The sequence below is a fragment of the Bacteroidota bacterium genome, assembly GCA_016183775.1.
Lineage (GTDB): Bacteria > Bacteroidota > Bacteroidia > JABDFU01 > JABDFU01 > JABDFU01.
Genome location: JACPDY010000090.1, coordinates 12,480 through 35,132, shown reverse-complemented (window position 1 = coordinate 35,132; position 22,653 = coordinate 12,480). Strand labels below are relative to the sequence as shown.

General features: G+C 40.7%; 16 protein-coding genes and 1 pseudogene. 6 read left to right on the top strand and 11 right to left on the bottom strand.

Features of this window, described 5'->3' with window-relative positions; all coding sequences use genetic code 11:
* The first annotated feature begins 231 nt into the window (after window positions 1-231).
* The 4 genes from HYU69_11385 to pdxH all read left to right on the top strand — a co-directional run bounded on the left by HYU69_11385 (window position 232) and on the right by pdxH (window position 6,802).
* Window positions 232-2,571 (top strand): tetratricopeptide repeat protein, encoded by a 2,340-nt coding sequence (locus HYU69_11385; GenBank protein MBI2270936.1) that lies wholly within the window; start codon window positions 232-234, stop codon window positions 2,569-2,571.
* A 14-nt stretch (window positions 2,572-2,585) separates the two neighbouring features.
* The gene (locus HYU69_11380) at window positions 2,586-5,735 is read left to right on the top strand and encodes a SpoIIE family protein phosphatase (protein MBI2270935.1); all 3,150 of its coding nucleotides are present in this window, start codon (window positions 2,586-2,588) and stop codon (window positions 5,733-5,735) included.
* A gap of 87 nt (window positions 5,736-5,822) precedes the next feature.
* Entirely contained in the window at window positions 5,823-6,137 is a 315-nt protein-coding gene (locus tag HYU69_11375; protein ID MBI2270934.1) for a hypothetical protein, read from the top strand.
* A gap of 8 nt (window positions 6,138-6,145) precedes the next feature.
* Window positions 6,146-6,802 (top strand): pyridoxamine 5'-phosphate oxidase, encoded by a 657-nt coding sequence (gene pdxH / locus HYU69_11370; protein MBI2270933.1) that lies wholly within the window; start codon window positions 6,146-6,148, stop codon window positions 6,800-6,802.
* Between the two features lie 32 nt (window positions 6,803-6,834).
* On the opposite strand, the gene HYU69_11365 is transcribed toward pdxH, so the two are convergent.
* The 7 genes from HYU69_11365 to HYU69_11335 form a co-directional block, all read right to left on the bottom strand.
* Window positions 6,835-7,023 carry a 30S ribosomal protein THX gene (locus HYU69_11365; GenBank protein MBI2270932.1) on the bottom strand — a complete coding sequence of 63 codons (189 nt, stop codon included), beginning with the start codon at window positions 7,021-7,023 and terminating at the stop codon, window positions 6,835-6,837.
* Between the two features lie 62 nt (window positions 7,024-7,085).
* Window positions 7,086-7,763 (bottom strand): RNA methyltransferase, encoded by a 678-nt coding sequence (locus HYU69_11360; GenBank protein ID MBI2270931.1) that lies wholly within the window; start codon window positions 7,761-7,763, stop codon window positions 7,086-7,088.
* A gap of 63 nt (window positions 7,764-7,826) precedes the next feature.
* Window positions 7,827-8,876, bottom strand: a complete 1,050-nt coding sequence (locus tag HYU69_11355; protein ID MBI2270930.1) for an agmatinase family protein — start codon at window positions 8,874-8,876, stop codon at window positions 7,827-7,829.
* 149 nt (window positions 8,877-9,025) lie between these two features.
* The gene (locus tag HYU69_11350; protein ID MBI2270929.1) at window positions 9,026-9,301 is read right to left on the bottom strand and encodes an HU family DNA-binding protein; all 276 of its coding nucleotides are present in this window, start codon (window positions 9,299-9,301) and stop codon (window positions 9,026-9,028) included.
* 225 nt (window positions 9,302-9,526) lie between these two features.
* On the bottom strand, window positions 9,527-10,501 hold the full coding sequence (locus HYU69_11345) for a methionyl-tRNA formyltransferase (GenBank protein ID MBI2270928.1): 975 nt from the start codon (window positions 10,499-10,501) through the stop codon (window positions 9,527-9,529).
* An 11-nt stretch (window positions 10,502-10,512) separates the two neighbouring features.
* Window positions 10,513-12,447, bottom strand: coding sequence for a tetratricopeptide repeat protein (locus HYU69_11340; protein ID MBI2270927.1), 1,935 nt, complete (start codon window positions 12,445-12,447; stop codon window positions 10,513-10,515).
* A gap of 27 nt (window positions 12,448-12,474) precedes the next feature.
* Complete coding sequence (locus tag HYU69_11335; protein ID MBI2270926.1) at window positions 12,475-12,834, bottom strand: hypothetical protein; 360 nt, start codon at window positions 12,832-12,834, stop codon at window positions 12,475-12,477.
* Between the two features lie 167 nt (window positions 12,835-13,001).
* On the opposite strand from HYU69_11335, the gene HYU69_11330 reads away from it, so the two are divergent.
* Window positions 13,002-14,474, top strand: coding sequence for an SLC13/DASS family transporter (locus tag HYU69_11330; protein ID MBI2270925.1), 1,473 nt, complete (start codon window positions 13,002-13,004; stop codon window positions 14,472-14,474).
* Here HYU69_11330 and HYU69_11325 read toward each other — a convergent pair.
* The 4 genes and pseudogenes from HYU69_11325 to HYU69_11310 all read right to left on the bottom strand — a co-directional run bounded on the left by HYU69_11325 (window position 14,462) and on the right by HYU69_11310 (window position 19,673).
* Window positions 14,462-15,661, bottom strand: coding sequence for a class I SAM-dependent rRNA methyltransferase (locus HYU69_11325; protein MBI2270924.1), 1,200 nt, complete (start codon window positions 15,659-15,661; stop codon window positions 14,462-14,464). The genes HYU69_11330 and HYU69_11325 overlap by 13 nt on opposite strands.
* 33 nt (window positions 15,662-15,694) lie before the next feature.
* Complete coding sequence (locus HYU69_11320; GenBank protein MBI2270923.1) at window positions 15,695-16,321, bottom strand: DUF4159 domain-containing protein; 627 nt, start codon at window positions 16,319-16,321, stop codon at window positions 15,695-15,697.
* Between the two features lie 59 nt (window positions 16,322-16,380).
* Window positions 16,381-17,054, bottom strand: a pseudogene (locus tag HYU69_11315) (16S rRNA (uracil(1498)-N(3))-methyltransferase).
* A gap of 72 nt (window positions 17,055-17,126) precedes the next feature.
* Complete coding sequence (locus HYU69_11310; protein MBI2270922.1) at window positions 17,127-19,673, bottom strand: ATP-dependent Clp protease ATP-binding subunit; 2,547 nt, start codon at window positions 19,671-19,673, stop codon at window positions 17,127-17,129.
* Between the two features lie 294 nt (window positions 19,674-19,967).
* Between HYU69_11310 and gyrA the strand changes: the two genes are divergently transcribed.
* Window positions 19,968-22,544, top strand: a complete 2,577-nt coding sequence (gene gyrA, locus HYU69_11305) for a DNA gyrase subunit A (GenBank protein MBI2270921.1) — start codon at window positions 19,968-19,970, stop codon at window positions 22,542-22,544.
* Window positions 22,545-22,653: the final 109 nt, after the last annotated feature.

Here is a 22,653-nt window from a genome sequence, read left to right as displayed (position 1 = left end):
AAAAGCTAAAACATAAAAATAAGGGGATTGCAAGGACACGAGCGCTGAAAATTGATAATAAATAATAGTAATTAAGCCTTCTATAATACAGTATTTTTATATTTTTGTCTGTATAATATATTGGTTTTTATGGAGTTTGCCATGCGGACCATGTGGGAACTGATTATATCAGCAGCATAAGAAACCAGATGTAGTTAAATTACCGATCATCCATTTGTTAAGCGCATAACTATGTTTAAGAAAACACTCCTGTTATTTTCCCTTCTGATATGCACTTTATTTGTAAAAGGGCAGAGTGCAAAAAAATTTTACAGCACCGGAGGGAAATTTCTTGAAAGTCTGTCCTACCAGGATGCAATTGCCAGTTATACGAAAGCAATAGAACTTGATCCCAAGTATGTTAAGGCTTATCAGGCCCGCGCATATTGCTATGAAAAAACAGGAAAAAGTGCTGATGCGGCCGATGACTACAGGCGCGCAACTGTTTTTGCACCCAAGGATAAAGAAAATTATTACAATGCAGGACGTCTTTATTATGATCTCGGTAAGTATACGGAAGCCGACGCAATGCTCAGGGATGCCATTGTTAAGGATAAAGAATATAGTGAAGCCATAGAGGTTTTTCTCAAGGTTCTTTTGAAGCTCAAAAATTTCAAGGATGGACTGGAGGCTTCACAACTCTGGATTGATAATAAAAGAACAGCACCGGCCTATTACTATCACGCGGTTATGTTGGACAGTCTGAAAAATTATATTGAAGCGGAGAAGGACTATAAAAATTCCAAATACTATGACTCAAAGTTTATCCCAGCTTATGTCGGACTTATTCTTGTACAGGATAAACTGAAAAAGTATGACGAAGCATTAAGCATTGCTGATGTAGCGATATCGAAAGATCCGACCAATAAAGATATTTTTTATGCCCGCAGCTGCATCTTTGCCAGCAAAAATGATTTCGGAACAGCTGTGAATGATATTTCAAAGGTAATTGTCAGCGATCAGAACAATGAAATGTTATTCATGAAGAGGGGAGAGTATTACGAAAAATTAGGTCAATACCAGAACGCGATATACGACTTCTCAAAAGTGATCGGGATGAACGGGAAGGATCTTTTGCAGGCTTATTACAAACGCGCCTGGAACTATGAACAGCTTACCAATTTTAAATCGGCAGCGGTCGATTATGAAAAGATAATGACACTTGCTCCGAATAATGAGAAAGCCAGAGAGATGATGAAGGCCGCTATAGAAAAACTGTTCGAGTTGAACCGTGAAAGTTATAAACCCGAAATAGAACTTCTTACACCTAAAGCAAATGAAAAGAATGTAGTTAAACTTCCCGGCGATAAAACGGAGATCGTAGTAAGGGGGACTGTTAAGGATGCAAGTAAGATCAAGGCTATAAACATCAATAATGTTCCTGCTAATTTTAGTAAGGACACTCTTAATCCCGATTTCAGTGGAGGAATTCAGATAGGCACCGGAAATGAATTTTCGATAACGGCAAGCGATATATACGATAATACTAAAAAAATTATCTACACTATCGATCGCACGGAGATCAATAAGCCTTTGGTTGAATTAATATCGCCGATGGCTTCGTCTGACAATGAAATATTCATGGATAATACCAACCCCGAACTTTATATTGAAGGCAAAGTAAAGGACGAGAGCCTGATCGAATCAATTATCGTTGAAGGTGTTTCGGCCAGTTATGCGCTTGAAGCTTTAAATCCGACCTTTTCCATCAAAGCGAGCATTGCCAATAAAAACGATATAAATATCAGGGTGAGAGATATCAATGGAAATGAAACAAATGTAAAATACAAACTCAACAGGGAAGGGGCGCTTGTGGCCAGGGATAATCCTATGGGTATTACCTGGGTCGTATTTGTTGAAAATACCAATTACAAGAACTTTCCGATACTCGAAGGACCCGGTAAGGACGTGACCATGATGAAATCAGCACTTGTAAATTATAAGGTGAATAAAATAATTCATAAAAAAGATCTTACCAAAGATGGTCTTGAAAAATTCTTCTCTATTGAATTGCGCGATCAGTTAAGGCTGAATAATGTAACATCAGTTGTTATCTGGTATGCCGGTCATGGTAAGTTCGTGAACCAGACAGGCTATTGGATACCTGTGGATGCCAAAGTGGATGATGAGTTCACTTACTTTAGCATAAATAATTTAAAAGGATCGCTCCAGGGATATGATAAATTGGCCCACCTCCTCGTAATAACTGATGCATGTGAATCCGGTCCCTCATTTATGCTTGCCATGCGTGCAACACCTAAGGAAAGACGCTGTGATGATTGGGAATCAACAAAACTGAAATCCTCCCAGGTACTTTCATCCGCCGGTTTCGAATTGGCTGCCGACAACTCCCAGTTCACAAAAACATTCGCTGCCTCATTGAACAACAATCCGGATGGCTGCATTTCAATTGACAAGATTTCGGAAAAGGTAGCCTCTGCTGTTCAGAAAACAGCTAACCAGGCCCCGAAACTTCGTAAGATCAAGGATCTCGAGGATGAAGACGGCACCTTCTTTTTCATGAAAAAATAATGTAGAAATGACTCATGTATCGTAAAAAAGATGGTTTCTTTTTAATTCTCCTTTGCTTCCTTTCAGGTCAGTTATTCTCACAACTTTATTCATTCGACAATTACTCCGTAACCGAAGGTCTTATTCAATCCAATGTCATTGGTATTGTACAGGATAAAAAGGGGAATATATGGCTCGGAACAGAAGGCGGACTTTCACGATTCGATGGAAAGACTTTTTACAATTACACAACCGACGATGGCTTAGCTGATAACAATATCAGCGCCATGCTCTTGACCAGTAACGACGAGCTTTGGCTTGGGCACAGTTCCGGTACCATAACCCGTTATATCGACAACAAGTTTGAAAAGCTATCACCTGACAGTATCAGGGATAAAAAGATCTATTCTATTTATGAAGATAAGACAGGCAAAATATGGGTGTCCGTTGCCATGTTTGGTGTTGTACTGATCAATAAACCAAATGACGAACTTACTGCTGAAGGGAATTTAAAATTCTATTGTTCCGGCGACGGCCTGAGCAGCTATGTGTTCAGTATGTTTGAGTCGAAAAACGGAAACATCTGTTTCCTCACTGATGTAGGAGTAAAATATTTATTACCCGGCTCAGACAAGTTCGAATTCCTTCGTATAAACGGACAGTCGGTAGCTTATGTGTCCGCTATCAAAGAAGATGAACAAGGTAACCTTTGGTATGGTTCCACTTTAGGTCAACCGGCACTTGTAAAGTATGATCCGGTGAAAAGATCAACCAGGTCATTTCCCGTTCCTGTATGGATACGCGATATTGTTTTTGATAAGAATGGTAATACCTGGGCGGCCACATGGGGCGACGGACTGGTTAAACTATCCGCTGATGGGAAATTGACGAACTATCACGCAGGTAATGGTTTGCCAGCCTTGAAAATTTACGCGCTGAGTATTGACCGTGAAGGCAATATACTGGTTGGTACGCAGGGCAGCGGGTTATTCATCTTTAAAGGTGAGCGCTTTATTACGTATAATGTTTCCCAGGGATTGATCAATGACAAGGTATGGGCTGTTCAGGAAGTGGAGAATGGAAATATTTTTATTGCAACAGGCAACGGTGTATCTGTATTAGATCCTGTCGCAGGCACGTTTAACAATCACGAAAAGATCATAGGCAGCGGAAAGGTGGCATTTCGTGCGGCAGTCCGCGACAGCAAAGGAGATGTTTGGCTGGGTACCTACCAGGATAAATTATTGAAGTACAACTCCAAAACAAATGAGTTCGGTGCTGTTTCTGTTGTTAATGACTTTATAAGTAATCCATTCATTGCCGCGTTGTGCGTTGACGCAAAGGATAATATCTGGATCGCTACTGGTAATGCTTTGGTTGTGTTTGATCCTGAGGCCACCAGTATAAGAGACTTTGTAGGCACAAGGAATTTCGACGCGAAAGAAATAAACGCGTTATATTGCGATTCAAAAAATAATATATGGATCAGTGTTGTCGGAAGAGGGTTGTATAAATACAATGGAAAAGATTTTAAATTATATGCTAAAAAGGAAGGATTAACAAATACCTCACCCACAGCATTAACAGAAGACAAAGCGGGTAACTTATGGATCGGCACATCGGGCGGCGGGGTATTTGTATACAATGGCACAGCATTCAGGCACTATACAACACAGGATGGTTTGGTATCGGATTATATTAACCTGCTTGTTACAGACAATAAAGGAGATGTCTGGATAGGAACAAACAAAGGCCTCAGTCGTTTTGTTCAAAATTCAAAAAATTTTATTTCCTATGGTAAATTCGAAGGGTTCACGGCCATTGAGACCAAGCCGAATGCTGTTCATGTCGATAAAAAAGGAAATATCTGGTTTGGTACTGTGAACGGGGTAATAAAATACAACTCTACATACGATCAGCTGAATACGCTTGAAGCGCTTACCAATATCACTGATATCAAATACAATTACTCACGCTCTATTCCCCTTGAAAATAATTATTCTTTGGGCTATGATCAAAACACATTGATGTTCAGCTATTCAGGTATATGTATTTCCAATCCCGACGCGGTAAAATTTATGGTAATGCTTGAAGGGGAAGAAGAGAACTGGCGGCCTGCAACAAATCAAACATCGGTCATTTATTCAAATCTTGCTCCCGGTAATTATACCTTCAAAGTCAAAGCTTCCAATAACCTGGGAGTATGGAACAAGGAACCTGTAACATTTTCATTCCGCGTAAGGCCTCCCTGGTATTTCACCTGGTGGGCATACCTTACCTATGTGGTTGTCGGAGTGGTATTATTCTTTACATATGTAAAATGGAGGGAACGCAAATTAGTGGTGGAAAAACGTGTGCTTGAGGAAAAAGTTCGTAAAAGAACGGCGGAAGTAGTGGAAAAGAACAAGCAGTTGGATGAAAAGAATAAAGATATAATGGCCAGCATACGCTATGCAAAACGTATACAGGATGCCATACTGCCGCCTGATGAATTTGTGGAAAAATATTTGCCGAAAACATTTATCCTGTTTAAGCCTAAGGATATTGTGAGTGGAGATTTTTACTGGCTGCACGACAAAGGAGATAAAGTGTTGTTCGCAGCAGTTGATTGTACGGGACACGGCGTTCCAGGAGCATTCATGTCGATTATCGGGCATAACCATCTTGAGCAAATAGTGGGTGAACAGGGGATCACTCAACCCGCGCTTGTTCTGGACGCGTTGAATAAAAGTGTAAGTGAAACTTTGCGCCAATCACACGCGGAAGAGCAGGTAAAAGATGGCATGGACATTGCGCTTTGTATGTTCGATCGTAAAACAAACGAGCTGCAGTATTCAGGAGCGTTTAATCCATTGTACCGGATACGTAACGGTGTTTTAAATGAAATAAAAGCGAATAAATTTCCAATTGGCAACCTTAAGTCGGGTGATCAGCATAAATTTACAAATCACAGTATACAACTGGAAAAAGGGGATAGTATATATATCTTTTCTGATGGCTATGCTGACCAGTTCGGAGGGGCGAATGGGAAAAAACTGAAATACAGCGCGTTTAAGAAAATGCTGCTTGATACGCAACACCTGGATATGAAAGAACAGGGCGAATACATGACCAAAGCGATTGATCAATGGAAAGAGGGATTTGAGCAGGTCGATGATATATTGTTGATAGGAACACGCCTTTAACTCACATTGCTTTTAATGAAGATAGTTAATAGAATATTTCTTCCAATTCTCTTCGGCCATATTGCAATTACCTGTTTTGCCGGCTCCTTGCCAAAGGATTCGGCTGTTGTGAATAAGACTATTGCGTTGGGAAAGATTGATGGGGATAAGGTCACCGACGATTGCAAATTCAATGGAATGAAATTATATGGTAAGATCAAATATGTAACCGCCTTTCCCGATATAAAAATCCAGATAGTTGACGCGTTCCCTGATATTAAAGTAAAAATGGTTGAAGCTTTTCCTGACCAGTGTGGGAAATGGCAGGTAGTCGAGGCCTTTCCCGACCTGAAGGTTCAGATAGTAGACGCGTTTCCGGATATAAAAGTTAAATTTGTGGAAGCATTTCCCGGAATTAAATAACAGATGCCATGGATGAATTGAATCAGCAAATACGAAAACTCCGTTCTGACTATTCGCGGATGGAGCTGAATGAAAGTGAAATTGCAAAAGATCCTGTCCTGCAGTTTGAATTATGGATGAAGGAAGCCATCGCGGCCAACGTAAGCGAACCCCATGCCATGGCCCTTTCCACTGTCAGTGCTGATGGAAAGCCATCTTCCCGTATTGTGTTATTGAGAGGTTTTACTGATAAAGGATTTGTTTTCTATACCAATTATAACAGCAAAAAGGGCGTAGATATTGCTAAAAACCCATATGCTGCGCTGACATTCTTCTGGCCGCAGATAGAACGCCAGGTACGTGTTGAAGGCCGGCTGGAAAAGGTAAGTGCAGAAATATCAGAAAAATATTTTAATTCGCGACCGCGTGAAAGTAAGATAGGAGCATGGGTTTCTGAACAGAGCCAGGTTATAAAAAGCAGAGAAGTGCTTGAAGGAAAATTTGTTGAATTATCGGCTAAATATCCCGGAGAAAAAGTTCCCTGCCCTCCATTCTGGGGCGGTTATTTGTTAAAGCCATCAATGATAGAGTTCTGGCAAGGCCGTCAGAATCGTTTGCACGACAGGATGCAGTTTACATTATCGGATGATGAGATTAGCTGGAATTTACAACGCCTGGCACCTTAAATCAAAAACCCCCGATCGCTCAGGGGTTTCTTTTAATCTTTTTTCTTGGCTGCCTTCTTAGGAGCCGTTTTTTTAGGAACAGCTGTCTCTGCTTTTTCAGCTTTCTTCGCTATCTTTTTTGGTGATGCGCTTCTTGATTTTTTCTTTTTATGAGGGCGACTTACGCCATACGAACCCATAAATATTTTGCCTTTGCGGCTTTTTTTGTCTCCTTTTCCCATTTTTGTTTTTATTTGGTTTAATACCGTAAAAGTAGGCAAAGCAATTCACAAGGCAAAAGCTCTTATGTATTTTTCTTCTTGTAATATTCTTCCTCTATCAGCTCCGAGCGGTTAATGGAATTGCGTAACCATTCGATCATCACCTCTTCTTTCTCTTTATTATCAAGCTGCCAGTGTATCTCCGAATGGTGCAGCTTATGCACAAGTGTATGCAGGCACAGGGCGGCTGATACTGAAATATTAAAGCTTTCTGTAAATCCAAACATGGGTATTTTAACAAACCCATCCGCATGCCGCATAACTTCATCAGATATACCTTTTAGTTCAGTGCCGAACACCAGGGCTGTTTTTGAGGTTATATCCAGTTTTTGTATGATATTATCATCCTTATGTGGGCTGGTTGCAATGATCTTATACCCCTTCTTTTTAAGGTCATTGATGCAAGCCAATGTATTATTCGGATGCTCTTTATACTTAATAAGATTGAGCCATTTTGAAGAGCCCAAGGCGATATCCTGGTTTACTGTATATTGATTTTTATTTTCAATAATGTGTACATCCTGTATCCCAAAGCAATCACAGGAACGAAGCACGGCGCTGGCATTGTGCGGCTGGTAAATATCTTCCAGTACAATAGTAAAGTGTCGTGTACGGTTATTGATCACATCGTAAAATTTCTTTACCCGCTCTTCAGATGCAAATCCCGATAAGTATTCTATCAATTTTTTATTGTCACTCATAAGCAAGTGGTTGTACCAGATTTTATTGATTTGGTAAATTAGTTCCCTCTCCTTCGGAGAGAGTTAGGCTGAGGACTTTGCCGCCAACCCGGCAATCCTATACAACAACCTTGCTCCAACATTGGCATCCCACTCATCTCTACCAGGAGTTACTTCATTAATATCAAAAGCAATGATCTGCTTTCCGCTTTCAACTATCTTTTGAAACAGGAACAATACCTGTTCAAATTCAAATCCACCCGCCACGGGAGTCCCGGTATGCGGACAAAGTTTCGGATCAAGTCCGTCAATATCAAAACTCAGGTAAATCTTTTGCGGAAGTTCTTTAATAATACCTGCGCAAATATCTGCCCAGGAAGCGCCTTCATATTGACGGGTTTTAATATCCCTGTCATAAAATGTTTTTATCCTACCATTTGAAGCTCTTTCCAGGTTAGCTTCTGCTTCGCAGTAGTCACGTATTCCAACCTGCACAAGTTTACTCACTTGCGGAATTTTTATGGCATTGAACATGATGGAAGCATGCGAGAACTCAAATCCTTCATAAGCATCACGCAGGTCGGCATGCGCATCGATCTGTAATATGGCAAAGGAAGAGTGCCTTTCAGCCAGTGCCTGCATAAGTCCAAGGGGAGTACTATGATCTCCGCCGAGCAGCGCGACAATTTTATTATTATCAATGTAGTGCAGGGCCCTTTCTTTTACCCATTCATTCATACTTCTGCAGGCTTTATTTATTTCCGCCTGGATAAGTTTCATGCTTTTATTTGAAGAAGGTTCTTTGCCCGCTTCATACATGGCAATATACTTTTCGGCTTTCTTTCTCAACCCGTTACTGGTAGTTTGAAGCTTTTTAGAAACCGGTTCCATAGCAATGCCGATCTTCCACGCGTCTTTTATATAGGGATCGTACAGGTCAACCTGGTACGATGCATCGTAAACAGCCTGTGGTCCTTTGGCAGTTCCCGAACTATAAGAAACTGTCACTTCCCATGGAACGGGAATAACAACAATGGTTGCTTCATCGGTAGAGAAAGGGAGCCCGTAAATATTGTTATTGGTATCACCAATACTATTAGGGTCGAAGTTTTTTATTTTATCCTCTTTGCTCATAATATCCGTTTAAGTTTAAACTGAGTTAAGCACGCTGCTCAATGATTTCGCTTCGTCACTGAGCGAAGTCGAAGTCCGGCAAAACTACATAAAATAAAAAGTCCCCCCGCTTAATGCGGAAGGACTTTTTGTTCTGAGAACAAGCGAAATTACTTGTTAACTGTCTTTTTCAGATCAGCACCAGCTTTGAATTTTGCTACTTTTTTAGCAGAAATTTTGATGGTTTTTCCGGTTTGTGGGTTACGACCGTTTCTGGCAGCACGTTTTGCTACAGAGAAAGTACCGAAACCAACAAGAGCAACTCTATCACCTTTTTTAAGTGCTTTAGATGTAGCGTTGATGAATCCATCAAGAGCACGACCAGCGTCAGCTTTTGAAATTTTTGCTTCAGTTGCAATTGAATTTACTAATTCAGCTTTGTTCATTTTTTTGAGTTTTAGGTTAAACATTTATTAATTAACAGAACAGTAGCAAAAGTAATTTAATTCAGCATTCATGCAAGGTTCAGAGGTATAAAAATGAAAGATTGTTGATAAATCGCTATTTTGTTAATAACTGCCTCTGAAGGCCTTTATCCATGATGTATTCAGAAAGCAGGTGTGCCCGGATTTACCTGATCAGGAAAAGGCAAAAAAGCTGTATCCCTTTGTTTATCGTAATTTCCATTGATTATTAATGGGAAAACCCCGCAGGAACTCAGTTGTAGTCATTCGCTTCTTACCCGCAAGCTGCAGTTCATGTATGCACACATAACCACCTTTTGCTGAAACTTTCAAATATGCAGTTGAATCTGTAAAAATAGTTGCTGCCGCCTGAGATAAAACATTCAACTCTCTGGAGGTTTTAAAAAGCTTGACAGTAAATATTTTTCCCTGCGGGGATACAAGCTCAGTAAAGGCTCCCGGATGCGGACTCAATCCGCGAATGGTATTATGTATTTCCGTTACCGACTTAGACCAATCGATTCTGCAGTCATCTTTAAATATCTTCGGCGCATGCCTTGGTATTTCTCCCGGCCTGATCAATTGCTGCTGATCTGTTTCTGTATATGATTTATGTTGAATAGCCATAACAGTTTTTAATACAAGGTTTGCTCCTGTGTTCATCAGTTTGTCGTGCAATTCACCGGCTGTTTCATTTTCATCTATTGCTACTCTCTCTCTGTATATAATCTTCCCTGTATCAATTTCGTGTTGTAGGAAAAAAGTAGTTACTCCACTTTCCACTTCACCGTTTATAACAGCCCAATTAATAGGTGCAGCGCCTCTGTATTGGGGCAGGAGGGAAGCATGGAGGTTAAAGGTTCCCAGGCGAGGCATCCTCCATACAATTTCAGGCAGCATGCGAAAAGCCACTACAATTTGAAGGTCGGCATTTAGCGCTTTCAGCCGGGCAAGAAATTCTTCGCTTTTTAATTTTTCGGGTTGTAAAATAGTAAGGCCCTTCTCAACTGCATATTTTTTTATGGCTGACTGATGTATCTCCAATCCACGACCTGCAGGTTTGTCGGGCGCCGTAACTACACCTACAATATTAAACTTGTTCTTAACCAATATATCTAATGAAGCCACAGCAAAATCGGGCGTACCCATAAAAATAATTCTCAACGGACTCTCATTTTGCATAATGGTATTCTTTAATTCTTTTTAAGAGAAGGATCAATCTGGTACGCCTTGCTCATCATTTCATCTGACTTCTTCTGATCGCCGATGTTGTGGTACGCTACACCTAAATTAAGGTATGCCTGTGCATTACCAGGCTTGAGTGTTATTGATTTTTCAAAAATCTTAATTGCTTCACTTGTATTCCCCTTCATGGCATAGGCGATCCCCAGATTTTCCAATGCTTCAGCATCTGTAGGATCATACTGCACCGCCCTTAAAAGATAGAAGATCGCTTTGTCAAAATCACCCTTAACCTTTCCGTAGGCCTTTCCGATCGCGTTTTGTGTGGCAATGTGTGTAGGTTGAAGCTCTAATACTTTATGGAAATAATAGATGGAGGAATCACCCAACTCAAGCCCGTCACAGATCAATCCAAGCGCGTAAAATGCATGATGGAATTTAGGATTTATGTCAACAGAAATTATCATTTCATTTTTAGCCTTTATAAGGTATTGCTGCTTTTCAGGATTCATTTCCTTTATTGCATTCGCTTTGCCAAGCAGAACATTTCCATAATAATAATGGACTTTTGCGCTGTTGGGAGATGACTTAACATCTTTAGCAAATAAACTGAGATCATCGTACCAGTCTTTATTACGTGTAACCGTTTTGTAACTGAAGGCGATCGATATAAACGCAAGCGGCAGGATAAGTTTTACCGGAAGTTTTAATGATCGCATATCGACTTTAAGTGTATTCAGTAACAATGCGGCAATAGCGATACAAAATGCCAATGAAGGCAAAAACAAAAAGCGCTCACCCATTGGTGCCCCTATATTAAATACAATGTTTGATATTAAAAAGACGGTGGCTATAAAGAACAGAATGCAAAAGGACAATAACAGGTTGATTTCTTTTACACTATCTTTTTTATAGATATTCAACCAAGCCCAACCGCCCAAACCTGCATAAACGGCAAAAGGAAACAATGCGGAAATGCTGCCCCAGCCAATTATAGGTATCTGGTTAAATGAATATTCGGATGAAAGAGGATGAGGAAAAAACAGCAGCCATAAATATTTCCCCAATATGCATGAAATGGTCGCGAGTTTATCACCCAGGGTAGCGTTCACAAAAGGATTCTCCATGATGTCGGGGTTCGTGCGGTCACCGATAATCCCAACAAAATGCCAGCGGATAAGAACAAATACAATTGCAACGACGAAATAGGGCATAGAGTCGCGGATATTTTTTTTAAGTGGATCATTAGTGAAACAGTACAATGAAAGCGGAATGATAAACATAAATGTGATTCCGTTCTCTTTAGCCATAAGTGAAAGAAAATAGGCCAGGCAGCCTAAGTAGACATGCTTCTTTATCCCGGACCGCACCCCCTTGAACAACCAAAACATTGTAAGTAAAAGAAAGAGCAAACTTAATATCTCATCTAAGCTTTTTATGTTTGCGACCACTTCGGTGTGAATAGGGTGGAACACAAAGATCAGTGCGGTTACAAAAGCCAAAAGGCTTTTATTCTCAAAAATAGTTTCGACAGTTATAAAAATAATGATACCGATAAGCGCGTAAAACAGGACATTTGTTAAATGTCCTACAAAAGCGTTCTTCCCGAATAATTCGTATTCTACAGCAAACAGAACGAGGGAAAGCGGGCGATACCTGCCACCACTAAGGTCCAGGGCCTTTCCATATATACCTGTAAACAGATCTTTGGTGAGCAGATCGGGAATCCCCTTAAGCCCTTGTTGTGTAAACCTGTTATTTGTAATAACTACAGCATCATCCAGCGCAAACTCATTGTATAGTGTATTAGCATATAGTAAAACTGAAATAATAAATAAGGAGCCAATATAAAATTTGCGATATCTGCTGTTGTTCAGCGGTAGTGGAGATTTAACACCCGGTCTCTTTTCCTGCACAGGTATGTTTTTCTTATTCTTTTTACTCATATTCAGAACACACTTTATACTTGCTACTTATTTGATCACTTTATAATCTGTCAGCTTTATAATATCTCCGGCCATGCATATGCTCGCCGCATTTTTATCTAATTCGTATTTTATCCAGACCTCCTTTTTCTCCTGTTTAAGTTCTTCAGGGAGACTCAGCACTTCCAGCTTCTTTCCTGAACCAAGCTGAAGTAAATAGCCGCATCCATCCACTTCGTATTTGATGACAGTGGCACGCGCATATCCGGCTTTTTCATAATCAGGCACTTCCTGCTTCTTAGCTGTATCTGTGGCTGAAGCCGCTTTCTTTGAACAACAGCAGGATATAATGCCAAGAGAAGAAATAAAAACGAATAGTATATATAGTAGATATTTCAGGTGCTTCATCTTGTATGATTTTAATTTATTTAAAGCTAAAAAAAATATCGATGCAAATTCTTCTACTTTTATACTACTATGCTCATTACTTGGGCGAAATTAAAACCTTTGTAAGTATAGTAAAATAGAGTTTTTTGTTAATATATTGTCGCCTAAGCTTCGTAGTACTCTGTATCATGAATTTATCAAACCGAATTAAAATTGTTTCCGGGCCCATACTGGCCCTGATTATTTTGTTTTCATTTGATTTGTCACCTGGCAACCCATTAGTTACCAAAATGGCTGCCGTTACCGTATGGATGGCTGCCTGGTGGTTTACAGAGGCTGTGGCTCTTGCCATAACAGCATTATTGCCATTGATCTTATTGCCAATAACAGGTATTCTCGACGGAAAAACAACAGCCGTGCAATACATGGATCAAACAATATTTTTATTTATCGGCGGCTTTATAATTGCCATAGCCATTGAACGATGGCAACTTCACCAGCGCATCGCGCTTAAAATATTGACAATTATGGGCTCAAAACCGGCCAGCATTTTATTCGGAATAATGATCGCTGCATTTTTACTGTCAATGTGGATATCGAATACAGCCACAGTAATGATGCTGATACCTGCAGTGCTTGCCGTTATTTACCAGATTGAGTACCATGTTAAAAATAAAGAACAGGTACGAGAAATATCACTCGCATTACTCCTTGGACTTGCTTATTCCGCTACAATTGGTGGTATGTCCACATTAGTAGGCACCCCAACTAATATGATATTTTTACGGCAATACAACGACAAATTCCCGGGTAATCACGATATGAATTTTGCAAACTGGTTTGTAATAGCTTTTCCGCTGGCACTCGTTTTAATGCTATTGGCCTTCTTTATAATAAGTCAGTTATTCCTGAGAAAAATAAACACCCCGGTTGTTGAAAGGGAATATTTCTCCGGCGCGTATAAAAAACTGGGACCAATGAATTACGAAGAAAAAGTTGTAAGCATAGTGTTTTCCCTCACTGCCTTACTGTGGTTCACACGGTCTGATATTGATTTTGGGATCTTTATAATGAAAGGCTGGGATAACTTGTTTAAATACAGGGAATTTTTAAACGATAGTACAGTCGCACTTTTTATGGCGGTTCTGTTATTTATAATTCCGGCAAGGTCGGAAAGGACAAGAGCTATTATGATCTGGGAAGATGCAAAACGTTTGCCATTGGATATCATTTTACTTTTTGGTGGTGGATTTGCCCTTGCAAAAGGTTTTGAAGTGTCAGGCTTGAGCACCTGGCTGGCCCGTCATTTAAGTTTTTTGTCAGGATCGAATATCTACCTGTTCATATTTATCATGTGTGTGATAACGACCTTGATCAGTGAATTCGCTTCCAATGTAGCGTGTATTCAATTAATGATCCCTGTTTTGTTAGTCATCCAAAAGGATATGAATATTCACCCTTTAATATTACTCATTCCTGCAACCCTTGCGGCCTCACTGGGGTTTATGTTGCCTGTGGCTACAGCACCAAATACTATTGTGTTTGGTACAAATAAGATAAGGACTCATGAAATGATGAAAACCGGATTTTGGCTAAATCTGATTGGTGTTATACTGATAACTTTAACTATGCTATTGATCTCAGGTACTTACTCTACGTAAACCACCAGGCCCTTTAAATATTCCCCTTCAGGATGAAAAATATTTACGGGATGATCAGGAGGCTGCGACAGCTGATGAACTATTCTCACATTTCTTCCCGCTTCAATAGCGGCAGCCATTACAGCGCTGTTAAACGAGTATCGGTCAACCACCTGTGAACAGGAAAATGTAAAGATCAATCCTCCCGGCTTTATTTGTTTGATCGCTTCATAATTGAGCCGTTTATAACCCATAATGGCATTGTGTTTTACATTCTGGTGTTTCGCAAAGGCAGGTGGATCAAGGACAATAATGTCGTATGCATTTTGCTTGTCTTTTAAAAAATCAAAGGTATCAATGGCGAATGATTCGTATTTATCCCCAACAGCTGTCGGAAAACCATTTAATTCCATATTCCTGTTTGTAAGCTCTATTGCCTTTTTGGATGAGTCGACTGAATGTACAACAGATGCACCGGCCTTTGCAGCGTAAATTGAGAATCCTCCCGTATAACAAAATGTGTTCAGCACCGATCTTCCCCTTGAATAACCGGACAGTAATTCCCGGCTCTCACGCTGGTCGACAAAAAAACCTGTCTTTTGTCCGCCTTCCCAATCCACTAAAAATTTATGATCATTTTCGGCAACCTCTGTTGAGTGTTGCTTCCCAAACAAATAACCATTCGGCGCTTTTATCTCCGATTGTTTAGGCATGGTCTCTTCGCTTTTGTCATATACGGCATTCAGCTTATCCCCATAAATTTCTTTAAGCGCATCAACAATGTGATTTTTTACAAGATGCATCCCTATGGAATGTGTTTGTAAAACAGCCGTTCCGTTGTAATAGTCAATTATTAACCCTGGCAAGCCATCACCCTCAGCATAAAACAAACGATACACATTGGTTGAAGGTGCATCGATCAAACCAATGTTTTTACGATAATCGTATGCGCGTTGTAGCTTATCTTTCCAAAAATCATAATTGATGGTTTCGTTTTTAAAAGCAAAAACACGAATGGCAATGGTTCCGATCTGACAATGACCTGTACCTAAATAATTCTCTTTATTATCATACACTTCAACAAGATCGCCCTCCTCCACGGTGCCGTGTATCCTGTCTATAGCTCCGGAAAATACCCATGGATGGAATCTGCGCAAACTGGCATCCTTACCAGATTTTAAAGTTACTTTAACTGCTGGTTTTTGCATACGTTTCAATAACGACTGATTACCGACTTCCGATCACTGATTACTGTTTTTACTCACATCACCCATCAACACATACTGTACTATATTTGCTCCCATCTTTAAAGCCTTTTGGTGAGCTTCGGGTGAATCTTTATGAACATCAAATGATTCCCAACCATCGCCCAGGTCACATTCAAAATCATAAAAGCAAACCAGGCGGCCCTCATAAATAATTCCAAAACCCTGAGGGGCTTTATTATCATGTTCATGAATTTTCGGGAGGCCACCGGGAAAATCAAATTTCTGGTGGTAAATAGGGTGGGAGAAGGGCAACTCAACTAATTCCAGTTCAGGAAAAATTTTTTTCACCTGGTTACGGATAAATTTGTCCATACCATAGTTGTCCGATATATGAAGAAAACCGCCGCCGGTAAGATACTTACGCAGGTTGTCTATTTCCTGCTGATTGAATACTACATTACCATGACCTGTCATGTGTACAAGCGGGTAATTGAAAATTTCAGGACTGCCTGCTTCAACAATCCCTTGTTCGGGGTTAATATTGGTTTTTAAATTATCGTTACAGAATTTGATGAGGTTAGGTAATGAGGTCTCGAGATTAGCGTACCAATCGCCGCCGCCGTTGTATTTCAGCAATGCAATTTGATAGGCAGGTGAAATTGGTTTAAATGAATAACAAAGAAATTAATTTACCCATTTAAAACATAGTTGCGAACTCATTAAGTGTGGTTGACAATATTAATCACATTGCAGGCCACCAAAGCCGCCGTTTCTGTACGTAAACGCGAATCACCAAGACTTATTTCTTTAAACCCGTTTTGTAAGGCCAGCTCAACTTCCTTTGGAGAAAAATCTCCTTCGGGTCCAATTAAAACCAAGACATTTTTACCTGTTATATATAATTTTTTTAGATGTAGTGGGCTCATACTCTCCTCTCCGCTTGGAGAGGAGCCGCCTGCCTGCCGTCGCGCTGGCTTTTCAGCGGCAGGCAGGGAGGTGAGGAGTGGGTGGCAATGAGCAATAAACTTCTGCCCCTCAAACGTTTTTTTTACCAACTCTTCAAAGCCCTTCATTTCATTTAGCTTGGGCAAATAAGCCTTAACAGATTGCTTAATGGCTGAAACCAATATCTTATTTAATCGCTCGGTTTTAACGACCGTGCGCTCAGAGTGCTCACATTCAATAGGCGTTATTTCATCGATTCGATAATTTTTACAACGCAACGTTTTGCATTTGCGGCTGTAAGTTCGGCTTTATAAAAACCGCCTATGCCATCCACGAGGTATATACAATCTCCTTCAGTTAAGCGCAATACACGTACAGCATGTTTTGATTCTTCTTCACTTAGCGTGTAAATAAGGGCAGTTATATCCGGGGTGTAGAATAAATTCATCTATCAAAAATACATAAAATAAAAGCCCCTCCGTCTTAGACGGAAGGGCTTCATGTTTAATTCATTATACTATTAATCCTCTTTTTTCTTCCTGCTCGTTTTAGGAGCGCCTGGAACAGTTGGTTTAACGATTTTAATACGTATTTCCTGCTTTTCCTTATCAAGATCCAGTTCAATAGTATCACCTTCGCCGAGATTTGATTTTATGATCTCTTCAGCAAGAGGATCTTCAACATACTTCTGAATGGCACGCTTCAGCGGTCGGGCGCCTAAATTGGCATCGAACCCTTTGTCCGCAATAAAATCTTTGGCTTCCTCAGTCATTTTAACAGAAAAGCCCAGTGTATTGATCCGTTTGTATAATTTTTCCAATTCAATATCAATGATCTTGTGAATATCTTCACGACCAAGTGAGTTGAATACAACCACATCATCAATACGGTTAAGGAATTCAGGCGCGAACGCTTTTTTCAAAGCACCTTCAATAACATTCTTGGCATTATCATCGGCCTGATCTTTCTTCGCGCCGGTAGAGAAACCTACACCTTGTCCGAAATCCTTTAACTGGCGTGAGCCAATATTGGATGTCATAATAACAATAGTGTTCTTAAAATCAACCTTGCGGCCAAGACTATCTGTCAACTGTCCATCATCTAAAACCTGTAACAATAAATTGAACACATCAGGGTGAGCCTTTTCAATTTCATCCAAAAGTACAACGGCATAAGGACGTCTGCGTACTTTTTCGGTCAGCTGACCACCTTCTTCATAACCTACATATCCCGGAGGCGCTCCAACTAAACGTGATACAGCGAATTTCTCCATGTATTCACTCATATCAATACGTATCATTGATTCTTCACTGTCAAATAAATATTTCGAGATGATCTTGGCCAACTGGGTTTTACCAACACCTGTCGGACCAAGGAAAATGAATGAACCTATCGGTTTATTCGGATCTTTTAATCCGGCACGGTTACGCTGTATGGCTTTTACAATTTTCGCTATAGCATGATCCTGACCTATTACACGTCCCTTCAATTCCTCGCCCATTTTGGCCAGCTTGGCACTTTCATTTTGTCCGACACGCTGTACCGGAATACCAGTCATCATTGAAACCACCTCAGCTACATTTTCTTCACTTACCATTTCACGATGGTTCTTGGTTTCTTCTTCCCAGGCTTTCTTAGCCGCATCCAGTTGTTCCAACAGTTGGCGCTCAGTATCACGAAGCTTGGCCGCCTCTTCGTATTTCTGGCTGCGTACTACTTTATTCTTTTCATCCTTTATGTCTTCGATCTTCTTTTCGATCTCAAGAACATTCTTCGGAACATTAATGTTTTTAATATGTACACGTGAACCGGATTCGTCAAGCGCGTCAATTGCCTTATCCGGCAAATGACGATCGGTGATAAATCGTGCGGTTAAACTTACGCATGCTTTAATAGCATCATCTGTATATGTTACATTATGGTGATCTTCATATTTCGATTTAATGTTATTCAATATCTGAACTGTTTCTTCAGGAGTGGTTGGTTCAACTATCACCTTTTGAAAACGTCTTTCCAAAGCCCCGTCCTTTTCAATATACTGACGGTATTCATCAAGCGTTGTGGCACCGATACATTGTATCTCACCGCGTGCAAGAGCAGGTTTGAACATATTTGACGCATCTAACGATCCGGAAGCGCCGCCCGCACCAATAATAGTGTGTATCTCGTCAATGAAAAGGATCACATCAGGTGATTTCTCCAATTCATTCATAACCGCTTTCATTCGCTCTTCAAATTGTCCGCGGTATTTTGTACCGGCAACGAGGGATGCCAGGTCAAGTGTAACAACCCGTTTATTGAACAAAACACGCGATACTTTACGCTGAATGATGCGCAAAGCAAGTCCTTCAGCAATGGCCGATTTACCAACACCCGGTTCCCCGATCAGGATAGGATTATTCTTTTTCCTGCGGCTTAAAATCTGCGATACACGTTCAATTTCTTTTTCACGACCAACGATTGGGTCAAGCTTGCCTTCTTCAGCTGACTTTGTAAGGTCACGTCCGAAATTGTCGAGTACAGGAGTTTTCGATTTTGATTCGGTAACTTTTTTAGTGCTGCTGCCAAATGCTCCCGGATCATCATCACCTTCATCATCTGCAGGTGTGCCGGGATTTTCAGCCTTTGGATCTATCGTAATATCTTCCAGTTCCTGTTTAACCGCGTCGTAATCCACTTCAAATTTATTAAGCGCTTTTGTCGCGATGTTATTATTATCCTTTAAGATCGAAAGCAACAGATGTTCTGTTCCGATCAGGTCACTTCTATGCAACTTAGCTTCAAGATAGGTGACCTTAAGTGCCTTTTCGGCCTGCTTAACCAGAGGTATATTAGCCAGATTGTTGACTTGCTTGCTGCCGGGAACCAATAATTCCTCAATGACCCTTCGCAATTCCGCCACATTAACATCCAATTTTTTAAGGATCTTTATAGCCAAGCCTTCACCTTCCCTGATTATACCCAGCATAAGATGTTCAGGACCTATATAATCGTGCCCAAGGCGTAAAGCCTCTTCACGACTGAAGGTAATCACGTCACGAACCCTGGGTGAAAATTTTGCTTCCATAACATGCGTTTTTTTAGTTTAACGTAATCTTCACTTAACTTGTTTCAATTTACCTTCCTTGTTTAAAAATACAGCATTTTATTGATGTTTCAAAGCTAAGCACAGGTTTCAATTACATAGTCCGTGGCATCTATTATTTATCAACAAATCATTGTGAGATTTGTTGATAAATCTACCTCATAAATGAGGGAAATTTAGGGTAATTAACTACCTTCGAACGCCTTTGTAATTAAAGGGTATAGCTGCCACTAAACAAATATTGTGCTAATCTGAAATAACTGACAACATAGCATTATGAACGGAGAAAAAATCATCCTGATCAACATAGAAGAGGAAATGAAAACAGCCTACATCGACTATTCGATGTCGGTAATTGTGTCACGTGCCCTGCCTGATGTACGTGATGGCCTGAAACCTGTACACCGCAGGGTTTTATTCGGAATGCTCGACCTGGGCGTAATGTCCAACCGGCCTTATAAAAAATCCGCCCGTATTGTGGGCGAAGTGCTTGGAAAGTACCACCCACATGGAGATACATCAGTTTATGACACAATGGTGCGCATGGCCCAGGACTGGAGCCTTCGCTATACACTGATCGATGGACAGGGTAATTTCGGTTCCGTTGATGGTGATCCACCGGCTGCTATGCGATACACAGAAGCGCGTCTTCGCAAAATAGCTGAAGAAATGCTGGTTGATATAGAAAAGGATACGGTCGATTTCCGGCCCAATTTTGATGACTCTTTGACAGAGCCTACTGTACTTCCTACAAAGATCCCTAATTTATTAGTGAATGGCGCTTCGGGTATCGCTGTGGGTATGGCCACCAATATGCCTCCGCATAACCTTACCGAGGTAATAGACGCTACAATTGCCTATATCGATAACAGATCTATAGATGTTGCAGGACTGATGCAATATGTTAAAGCCCCCGACTTTCCTACAGGCGGAATTATTTATGGTTACGCGGGTGTTAAAGAAGCCTTTGAAACCGGTCGTGGCCGTATTGTAATGCGCTCCAAGTCAAATATTGAAACATTGCCTAACGGACGCGAACGTATAATTATTTCCGAGATCCCTTACCAGATCAATAAAGCGGAGATGATAAAGAAAACGGCCGACCTGGTTAATGATAAAAAACTGGAGGGCATTTCTGACATACGTGATGAGAGCGATCGCAATGGTATGCGTATTGTGTATGAATTGAAGAAAGACGCTATCGGGAATGTAGTACTTAATAATCTGTTTAAGCAAACTGAATTACAATCTTCCTTCAGTGTAAATAATATCGCGCTTGTAGGCGGTCGCCCGGTAATGCTTAACCTGAAAGATCTGATCACTCACTTTGTGGCTCACCGTCATGATGTGGTTATCCGCAGGGCTAAGTTCGACCTGTCGCAAGCTGAAAAACGTGCGCACATATTACAAGGCTATCTGATCGCGCTCGATCACCTGGACGAAGTAATTAAACTTATCCGTGAATCCGCAACTCCACAGGATGCGCAGGATGGCCTGATAAAAAGTTTCGGCTTTACCGAGGTTCAGGCAAAAGCCGTTCTTGAATTAAGACTGCGTGTGCTGACAGGTCTGGAGAGAGATAAGATCAAAGAAGAGTATAACAACTTAATGGAGCTGATCAAATATTTGAAAGATGTTTTAAGCGACGAGATACTTCGGATGGAGATCATTAAAGATGAGCTACGTGATATAAAAGAAAAATACGGCGACAAGCGCAGAACAGAAATTGTTTTTGCAGGCGACGAGATCCGTATGGAAGATATTATAAAGGATGAGGATGTGGTTATCACTATATCTCATATGGGTTACATTAAACGCACAGCGCTTGCCGAATACCGCAGGCAGGGCAGGGGAGGCACAGGCTCAAAAGGAACATCCACACGTGATGAAGACTTTTTGGAACACCTGTTTGTAGCTTCAACACATAATTACTTAATGTTCTTTACAGAGCAGGGGCGTTGTTTCTGGTTGAGGGCTTACGAAATACCTGAAGGCAATAAAGGATCTAAAGGAAGAGCCATACAGAACCTGATCAATATTCCTCCGGATGATAAAGTGAAGGCATATATTAATGTCAACAATTTATCTGATGAGCAATACCTGAATAACAATTTCATTATAATGTGTACTAAAAAAGGTACCATTAAGAAAACAACACTGGAAGCTTATTCACGTCCACGTCAGAATGGTATCAATGCCATCACCATCCGTGAGGGTGACAGTCTGCTGGAAGTGAAACTTACCAATGGAAGCTGCGAGATCATGTTGGCCACCAAACAGGGCAAAGTGGTTCGGTTTAACGAAGCCAAAGTCCGTCCGATGGGTCGCAACGCGTCCGGTGTACGTGGTGTGAACCTGGATGATGAAGGCGGAAATACAAATGAAGTAATTGGTATGATTGCATTACCTGATCCGTCGGTGAACGTACTTGTGGTTTCTGAAAAGGGGCTGGGTAAACGCTCGGAACTGGAAGAGTATCGTGTAACTAACAGGGGCGGCAAGGGTGTGAAAACGCTTAATATGACTGAGAAGACAGGTAACCTCGTTGCAATAAAAGATGTTACAGATAAAAATGACCTGATGATCATTACCAAATCAGGTATTACTATACGTTTAGCGGTGGCTGACCTGAGGGTTATGGGCCGCGCCACTCAAGGCGTACGTCTTATCAACCTGAGAGATGATGACGAAATAGCTGCGGTTACAAAAACTGATGTTGACGATAGTGCAGTAGATGTTCCAGCAGTAACTGATGGAACTCCTGCAGCTCCAACTGATACTGATACTCCGGCGAATGAGAACACTTCACCTGAACAAGGAACAGAAGAAACATCTCCTCCGGCTGTTGAATAAGACAATTTTATTGTCTCAATTAAAAATAACCCCGTCCATACTCATTATTGACGGGGTTATTTAGTTTTTAACCCGCAGGTACAATTTATTCAGCCGAATGAATAATTCT

Bases quoted from the DNA above. Each gene is read 5' to 3' on its own strand.
- HYU69_11385 (MBI2270936.1), top strand. From the start codon at position 232: ATGTTTAAGAAAACACTCCTGTTATTTTCCCTTCTGATATGCACTTTA.
- HYU69_11355 (MBI2270930.1), bottom strand. From the start codon at position 8,876: ATGAGCAAAGAGGATAAAATAAAAAACTTCGACCCTAATAGTATTGGT.
- HYU69_11310 (MBI2270922.1), bottom strand. From the start codon at position 19,673: ATGGAAGCAAAATTTTCACCCAGGGTTCGTGACGTGATTACCTTCAGT.
- HYU69_11360 (MBI2270931.1), bottom strand. From the start codon at position 7,763: ATGAGTGACAATAAAAAATTGATAGAATACTTATCGGGATTTGCATCT.
- HYU69_11340 (MBI2270927.1), bottom strand. From the start codon at position 12,447: ATGAGTAAAAAGAATAAGAAAAACATACCTGTGCAGGAAAAGAGACCG.
- HYU69_11325 (MBI2270924.1), bottom strand. From the start codon at position 15,661: ATGCAAAAACCAGCAGTTAAAGTAACTTTAAAATCTGGTAAGGATGCC.
- HYU69_11345 (MBI2270928.1), bottom strand. From the start codon at position 10,501: ATGCAAAATGAGAGTCCGTTGAGAATTATTTTTATGGGTACGCCCGAT.
- HYU69_11335 (MBI2270926.1), bottom strand. From the start codon at position 12,834: ATGAAGCACCTGAAATATCTACTATATATACTATTCGTTTTTATTTCT.
- HYU69_11365 (MBI2270932.1), bottom strand. From the start codon at position 7,023: ATGGGAAAAGGAGACAAAAAAAGCCGCAAAGGCAAAATATTTATGGGT.
- HYU69_11380 (MBI2270935.1), top strand. From the start codon at position 2,586: ATGTATCGTAAAAAAGATGGTTTCTTTTTAATTCTCCTTTGCTTCCTT.
- HYU69_11330 (MBI2270925.1), top strand. From the start codon at position 13,002: ATGAATTTATCAAACCGAATTAAAATTGTTTCCGGGCCCATACTGGCC.
- gyrA (MBI2270921.1), top strand. From the start codon at position 19,968: ATGAACGGAGAAAAAATCATCCTGATCAACATAGAAGAGGAAATGAAA.
- HYU69_11350 (MBI2270929.1), bottom strand. From the start codon at position 9,301: ATGAACAAAGCTGAATTAGTAAATTCAATTGCAACTGAAGCAAAAATT.
- pdxH (MBI2270933.1), top strand. From the start codon at position 6,146: ATGGATGAATTGAATCAGCAAATACGAAAACTCCGTTCTGACTATTCG.